Here is a 6,932-nt window from a genome sequence, read left to right as displayed (position 1 = left end):
GCGTTTCCGACTCTATCAGATCCTTTCGGGCCTGATTCCCAGTCAGCGGGGTTTGTCTTTCCGGCTGTTGGGCCGTTCCGACGTCTCAAACTCTAGCGAATTTTCCCGGCGACTCATAATCGAGTCTTCGCAATCAATTTCGGCATGCCGAAATTGGTCCCGAGTGGGAGAGATCGTGTCGAGATTGGTTGCCGCATTCGCGGCGGATGGTTGTCCAAGAACCGTTCCGGCTCGGGGACAACTCGAAGAACCTTACGGATGCCGTGGGGCCATGTCAACCCCCTCCCTGGCAGCCCCCGCTGGGCCGCCCCGGGGCCGTCTCAGCCCAGGTCGGTCAGGCGTCCGCCGGCGTCCGGCTGGGCGTGCTCGACGCGGCGCAGGAGGCGGATCAGTATCTCGCCGAGGGCTCCCCGCTCGTCGCCCGAGAGGTCCTGGAGCAGGTCCTCCTCGAAGTCCGTGGCCATCCGCATCGCCTCCAGCCACTTCGTACGACCCTCGTCCGTCAGCTCGACGATGACGCGCACCCGGTTGTTCTCGTCACGGTCGCGGGTCACGAGACCCTCGCCCGCCATGCGGTCGATGCGGTGCGTCATCGCGGCCGGGGTGAGGCCTAGGCGCTTGGCCAGCTCGCCGGGGCCCAGTCGGTAGGGAGCGCCGGACAGCACGAGGGTCTTGAGGACCTCCCACTCGGCGTTGCTGATGCCGAGGGCGGCGACCTGCCGTCCGTACGCCACGTTCATCCGGCGGTTCAGCCGGCCGAGGGCCGAGACGACCTGCTCGACCTGCGGGTCCAGGTCGCGGAACTCGCGCTGATAGGCGGCGATCTGCTCGTCGAGGCTCGGCTCCTGGAGCTCGGGCTCCGTGGTGTCAGACATGGCGGGCAGTATGGCACGCCCTCCATAGCCGTCGAAGTCCTTCGATCTGTATTGTTGAGGTTCTAACTTTAGTGTTAAAGTCTTCGGGTTCGAGTCGTTCACGACGTGGTTTCTAGACCTTGAGGTAGGTGAGTGTGACCAGGGAAATGGGTGCAGCACTGCGGCGGATCCAGCTGGGGAGCGCGCTGAGCACGTTCGGGCTCGGGTTCACCGTTCCGTATCTGTACGTCTACGTGGCGCAGGTACGGGATCTCGGTGCCGGTACGGCGGGAGTCGTACTGGCGGTCTTCGCCATGGCAGCGCTCGCCGTCCTACCGTTCACCGGCCGGGTCATCGACCGCCGCGGGCCACTGCCCGTACTGGTCGTCGCCTCGGTCGTCGCCTCCCTGGGCGCCGTCGCGCTGGGCTTCTCCTCGCAGGTCACCGCAGCCGTCCTGTCGGCCGCGGTGCTCGGCGCGGGGACCGCCGTCATGCAGCCGGCCCTCGCCACGATGCTCGTCCGCTGCTCCGACGCCACTACCCGTACCCGTGCCTTCGCCATGCAGTTCTTCCTGCAGAACCTGGGGCTCGGCATCGGTGGTCTGGTCGGCGGGCTGATCGTGGACACGAGCCGGGCTTCCTCCTTCACGATGCTGTTCCTGATCGAAGCGGTGATGTTCCTCGTGCTCGGCGCCATCGCGGCGACCGTGCGGATGCCCCGTCCCACTGCCGTCCCGAAGGACGCGGCGGCCGACGGGAGTGCTCCTCGCGGCGGGCTGCGGGTGCTGCTCTCGCACCGGGCCATGGTGCAGCTGTGCGTGCTGGGCTTCGTGGTGTTCTTCGCCTGCTACGGACAGTTCGAGTCCGGCCTTGCCGCGTACGGCACCGAGGCCGCCGGGATCCAGCCCTCGACGCTCGGGATCGCGCTGGCCGCCAACACCGCCGTCATCGTCGTGGCCCAGTTCGTGGTGCTGCGCCTGGTGGAGCGCCGCAAGCGCAGCCGGGTCATCGCCTCGGTCGGCCTGATCTGGGCGTTCGCCTGGATCGTGGCGGGCTACGCGGGCCTCGGGCACGGAAGCCAGACCATGGCGACCGCCGCGATGATCTCCACGTACGCGCTCTTCGGGCTCGGCGAGTCGATGCTGTCCCCGACCGTCGCGCCTCTGGTCGCCGATCTCGCGCCGGAGTCGATGGTCGGTCAGTACAACTCGGCGTTCGCGCTCTGCAAGCAGCTGGCGCTGGCGGTCGGGCCCGCCGTGGGCGGCCCGATGGGGGCGTCGCTGCACGGGCCGTACATCGTGACGTTCGTGCTGTTCTCGCTGGGTATCACGGTGCTCGCGCTGCGGCTCGGGCGGCAACTCACCCCCGTACAGGACCAGCCTTCGCTCGCGGCCGTGCCGTCGCGGGTCGTGGCCGTGTCGTTGCCGGAGAACGCGCCGGCCGGCGGGCCGGCGCCCGTCGCCGCCGTGCACTGACCGTACGAGGCCGCGGGCCCCGGTCCGCTACTGCGGCAGGGCGAATTCGCACCAGACCGCCTTGCCGCCGCCGGGTGTACGGCGGCTGCCCCAGGACGTGGCGATCGACGCGACGATGGAGATGCCCCGGCCCGCCTCGTCCCCCGGTTCGGCGCGGCGGCGGCGCGGCAGGTGGTCGTCGCCGTCGGTCACTTCGATGATCAGTCTGCGGTCCGTGCGCCGCAGCGCCAGGCGCATCGGCGGCGTCCCGTGCTGGAGGGAGTTGGCGACGAGCTCACCGGCGGCGAGGACGCCCAGTTCGCACAGCTCCATCGGGAAACGCCAGGACGTCAGCACGCCCGTCGCGAAGGCGCGGGCGCGCGGGGCGGCCTCGATGCCGCCGAGCAGATCGAGCGAGGCGTTGTGGAACAGCTCCGCAGTCGCCCCCGTGCGGGCGGGGTGCTGGACGACCAGCACCGCCACGTCGTCGTCGTGTTCCGCGGTGATGTTGAGGGAACGCATCAAACGGTCGCAGACCACCTGCGGCGCCCCCTTCGCCCCGGACAGCGCCCGCTCCAGCGAGGCCACGCCCTCGTCGATGTCCTCGCTCCGGCGCTCGACCAGGCCATCCGTGTAGAGGACGGCCGTGGAGCCGGGCGGCAGCGCGATCGTGCCCGAGGTGTGGATCCAGCCGCCGGTGCCGAGCGGGGGGCCGGTCGGGCCCTCCGCACGGTGGACGGTGCCGTCCTCGTCCCGTACCAGGATCGGGAGGTGGCCGGCGGAGGAGTAGACGAGCAGGCCCTCGTTGGGATCGTGGACGGCGTAGGCGCAGGTCGCGATCTGGCTGGCGTCGATCTCGGCGGCGAGCCCGTCGAGCAGCTGGAGCACCTCGTGCGGCGGGAGGTCGAGGCGGGCGTAGGCGCGCACGGCCGTGCGCAGCTGGCCCATCACCGCCGCGGCGCGCACCCCGCGGCCCATCACGTCCCCGATGACCAGTGCGGTGCGGCCCGCCCCGAGGGTGATGACGTCGTACCAGTCGCCGCCGACCGCGGCGTCCGTCCCGCCCGGCTGGTAGGTGGCGGCGATCCGCAGGTCGTCGGGCTGCTCCAGCTCCTGCGGGAGGAGCGAGCGCTGAAGGGTGACGGCCGTCTTGCGGTGCCGGCTCTCGCTGGTGCGCAGCCGCTCTGCGGCTTCGGCGTGGTCGGTGACATCCGCGGCGTACACGAGGACGCCGCCCTCGTGGCCCTTGTCCTTCTCGTGTCGCACGGGGGTGCAGGTGACCGTGTACGAGTTGCCGCTGCCGGCCTTGCGGGACTTGACCGTGCGCGGCGTACCGCTGCGCAGGACCTGGTCCATCAGGGGGAGCAGGCTGAGCTCGGTGAGTTCGGGCATCGCCTCGGCCGCCGGGGCGTCGAGGGGGCGCGGGCCGAACGCCGCAGTATAGGCGTCGTTGACGTAGGTGATGCGGTGATCGGGCCCGTGCACCAGGGCGACGAGGGCCGGCAGCCGGCCGAGGATGTCGCGGGCGGAGAGGTCCTCCAGAGTGGGGCCGGTGGACCGGTTGCCGGGGCCGTCGGGATGGCCGCCCGGAGGGCCCGACCCGGTGTCGGCCTGTGCGCACTCTGCGCGGGCCGCCGGTACGGGACTGCGGTCGTCCCGGGCGGCTCGGCGCTGCGTACCGGGTAGGCGGGCGCTCCAACGCGTGAAGTTCACGGAATCCATTGCCTCGTGTGTCGGTCTGGTCCGCTCGGGCGGGCTGCTTCCTCTGCCGGGGCGTCACAAGTATGCGGTGGCGGTCTGTTGCCCCTGGGACGGTCTTCCTCGATGGTCACTGTCGGTCGCTGCCTGCCGGGTCACTCTGTGCAGATGTGAGCCCACCTATGGTCACACGTCCAGTGTGTCGGACCCTACTGACAGTCGCCGTCGTCCGGCCGGGGGCGCCTGCCCGCGGCGATTTCGAACTCGGCCCTGGGGTGTTCCAGGGAGCCCAGGGAGACGATCTCGCGCTTGAAGAGTCCGGCCAGGGTCCATTCGGCCAGCACCCGGGCCTTCCGGTTGAACGTCGGGACGCGGCTCAGGTGGTACGTGCGGTGCATGAGCCAGGCCGGATACCCCTTGAGCCGGCGGCCGTACACGTGCGCGACGCCCTTGTGGAGTCCGAGGGAGGCGACGGATCCCGCGTAGCTGTGCCGGTACTCCTTGAGCGGGCGGCCGTCGATCGAGGCGACGAGGTTGTCGGCGAGGACCTTGGCCTGGCGGACCGCGTGCTGGGCGTTGGGCGCGGTCTCCCTGCCGGGTTCGGAGGCCGTCAGGTCGGGGACGGCGGCGGCGTCACCTGCGGCCCAGGCGTGTTCGGTGCCCTCGACGGTGAGCCGTGCGGTGCAGACGAGCCTGCCGCGTTCATTGAGGGGCAGACCGGTGTGGGCGAGCAGCGGGGCGGGTTTGACTCCGGCGGTCCACACGAGCGTGCGGGTCGGGAAGCGGGAGCCGTCGCTGAGCACGGCGATCCGGTCCTCGCAGGACTCCAGCCGGGTGTCGAGGCGTACGTCGATGTTGCGGCCGCGCAGCTCCCTGACCGCGTACCTGCCCATCGACTCCCCGACCTCGGGGAGGATGCGGCCGGTCGCCTCGACGAGGATCCATTTCAGGTCCTCGGCCTTGATGTTGTGGTAGTACCGCGCGGTGTAGCGGGCCATGTCCTCCAGCTCGGCGAGCGCCTCCACTCCCGCGTATCCACCGCCGACGAAGACGAAGGTGAGGGCGGCGTCGCGGATGGCGGGGTCGCGGGTGGCCGACGCGATGTCCATCTGCTCGATCACGTGGTTGCGCAGCCCGATGGCCTCTTCGATGGTCTTGAAGCCGACGCCGTGCTCGGCGAGGCCGGGAACCGGCAGGGTACGCGAGACGGAGCCGGGGGCGAGGACGAGCTCGTCGTACGGGATCTCCACGGCGCCGGTGCCGTCCTCGGCCGTGGCGAGGGTGGTGACGGTCGCGGTGCGCTTGGTGTGATCGATGCGCCGGGCCTCGCCGACGACGATGGTGCAGTGCGCCAGGACCCGGCGCAGCGGCACGACGACATGGCGCGGTGAGATGGAACCAGCGGCGGCCTCGGGGAGGAACGGCTGATACGTCATATAAGGGTCGGGAGTGACGACGGTGATCTCCGCTTCACCGCTTCTCAGTCTCTGCTTCAGCTTCCGTTGGAGACGCAGCGCTGTGTACATCCCGACATAGCCCCCACCGACGACGAGAATGCGCACACCCGGCGGGGGGCCGGGGGGTGTTCCCCCGGAATCTGAAGCCATCACCACCCCATGACGCAACGTGCGCAGGAGTTTGTCCACAGCCCCGGCAAATTGTGTGACCGGAGGTTCTGTGCGGGCCGCGGCCGTGGGCAGTGCCGTATATGCGGAAGTCCCGCAGGTCAGGGGTTGCGGGGAGGGCGGTGGAAGGGGTTCGGGCGGATGACCGGCCGGCCGGTGCTCCGGCCGGAGGACGCTCCCGGGGGGCTGCCCCCTTCTGAATTGACCCTGGCTCAACTATGTTCCTATGTCGTCGGGGTGTCGGACGGTGACCATCGGTCCACCCTCGACCGATACGGCGGGAGTCTCCGGGGGGAGACGTCATAACCGGGGGAACAGTTATGCATATTCAGGAATCGCATTGGCCGACTGCTGCGGTCACGTCCGAAGGAAACGGACGGATCGGGTCAGTCGGCACAGTGAACGGGCTCGGGGCGGACGGGACCGGCTCATCGCCGGGGACCGTGAGCACGCTCGGAGCCGCGCTCGGCGTGCAGGTCGGCGGGGCCGGCACACACGGCCGCTCGGCGCCCCTGCGCGTGGACGCGCAGCGCAATCTGGAACACGTGTTGCGGGCTGCGCGTGAGGTGTTCGGCGAGCTGGGTTACGGCGCTCCGATGGAGGACGTGGCAAGGCGCGCCCGGGTCGGTGTCGGAACGGTGTACCGGCGCTTTCCCAGCAAGGACGTGCTGGTGAGGCGGATAGCCGAGGAGGAGACTGCACGGCTGACCGACCAGGCCCGGTCCGCGCTGGGTCAGGAGGAGGAGCCGTGGTCGGCGCTGTCGCGCTTCCTGCGGACGTCGGTGGCCTCGGGTGCCGGGCGGCTGCTGCCTCCGCAGATACTGCGGGTCGGTGTCGATGCCGACGAGTCCGCGGTGGTCGGCGACGCGGGTACCGCGCAGGCCGCGGAAACGGCGACGGGTGACGCGTGGGACGAACCCCGGGTGCCCCAGCAGCGCCAGGAGGCCGGGCAGGCTGCGGGCCAGGCGGGTCCGCGGGCGGCTGAACGCCTCTCCGTACCGGCGGACGGGAGCGAGGACCTCGGCGCGGGAGCTGCCGATCTGCTGGAGGTCGTGGGCCGGCTGGTGGACCGGGCCCGTGCGTCGGGTGAGCTGCGTCGTGATGTGACGGTGGCCGATGTGCTGCTGGTCATCGCGACGGCGGCGCCCTCGCTGCCCGACGCGGCCCAGCAGGCGGCGGCCTCGGCCCGGCTGCTGGACATCCTGCTGGAGGGACTGCGCTCGCGCCCCGTGTGAGTGCACGCTGCCCTGTGGCGTTGCCGGTCCCTGTGGCGTTGCCGGTTGGTGGCGTTGCCGGGTGGT

Annotated in this window: 5 protein-coding genes; 2 read left to right on the top strand and 3 right to left on the bottom strand. The window is 70.5% G+C overall.

Annotation, left to right across the window (positions count from 1 at the left end; genetic code table 11):
• Positions 1-320: 320 nt before the first annotated feature.
• Positions 321-875: a MarR family winged helix-turn-helix transcriptional regulator gene (locus JGS39_RS34350; RefSeq protein WP_148019506.1), complete on the bottom strand. Its 555-nt coding sequence runs from the start codon at positions 873-875 to the stop codon at positions 321-323.
• 146 nt (positions 876-1,021) lie between these two features.
• Here JGS39_RS34350 and JGS39_RS34345 point away from each other — a divergent pair, with 146 nt between their 5' ends.
• Positions 1,022-2,329 carry an MFS transporter gene (locus JGS39_RS34345; protein WP_219573667.1) on the top strand — a complete coding sequence of 436 codons (1,308 nt, stop codon included), beginning with the start codon at positions 1,022-1,024 and terminating at the stop codon, positions 2,327-2,329.
• 27 nt (positions 2,330-2,356) lie between these two features.
• On the opposite strand, the gene JGS39_RS34340 is transcribed toward JGS39_RS34345, so the two are convergent.
• Positions 2,357-4,021 (bottom strand): ATP-binding SpoIIE family protein phosphatase, encoded by a 1,665-nt coding sequence (locus JGS39_RS34340; protein WP_219573665.1) that lies wholly within the window; start codon positions 4,019-4,021, stop codon positions 2,357-2,359.
• 194 nt (positions 4,022-4,215) lie between these two features.
• Complete coding sequence (locus tag JGS39_RS34335; protein WP_236064491.1) at positions 4,216-5,532, bottom strand: NAD(P)/FAD-dependent oxidoreductase; 1,317 nt, start codon at positions 5,530-5,532, stop codon at positions 4,216-4,218.
• Positions 5,533-5,951: 419 nt separating this feature from the next.
• Between JGS39_RS34335 and JGS39_RS34330 the strand changes: the two genes are divergently transcribed.
• Positions 5,952-6,866 carry a TetR/AcrR family transcriptional regulator gene (locus JGS39_RS34330; protein ID WP_219573664.1) on the top strand — a complete coding sequence of 305 codons (915 nt, stop codon included), beginning with the start codon at positions 5,952-5,954 and terminating at the stop codon, positions 6,864-6,866.
• The last annotated feature ends 66 nt before the right edge of the window (positions 6,867-6,932 follow it).

Source organism: Streptomyces poriferorum (assembly GCF_019399235.1).
Classification (GTDB): domain Bacteria; phylum Actinomycetota; class Actinomycetes; order Streptomycetales; family Streptomycetaceae; genus Streptomyces; species Streptomyces poriferorum.
The sequence above is the reverse complement of the archived record's forward strand: the minus strand, read 5'-3'. Positions and strand labels throughout refer to the sequence as shown.

Coding starts and splice junctions, on each gene's coding strand:
- JGS39_RS34350 (WP_148019506.1), bottom strand. CDS start 875: ATGTCTGACACCACGGAGCCCGAGCTCCAGGAGCCGAGCCTCGACGAG.
- JGS39_RS34345 (WP_219573667.1), top strand. CDS start 1,022: ATGGGTGCAGCACTGCGGCGGATCCAGCTGGGGAGCGCGCTGAGCACG.
- JGS39_RS34335 (WP_236064491.1), bottom strand. CDS start 5,532: ATGTACACAGCGCTGCGTCTCCAACGGAAGCTGAAGCAGAGACTGAGA.
- JGS39_RS34330 (WP_219573664.1), top strand. CDS start 5,952: ATGCATATTCAGGAATCGCATTGGCCGACTGCTGCGGTCACGTCCGAA.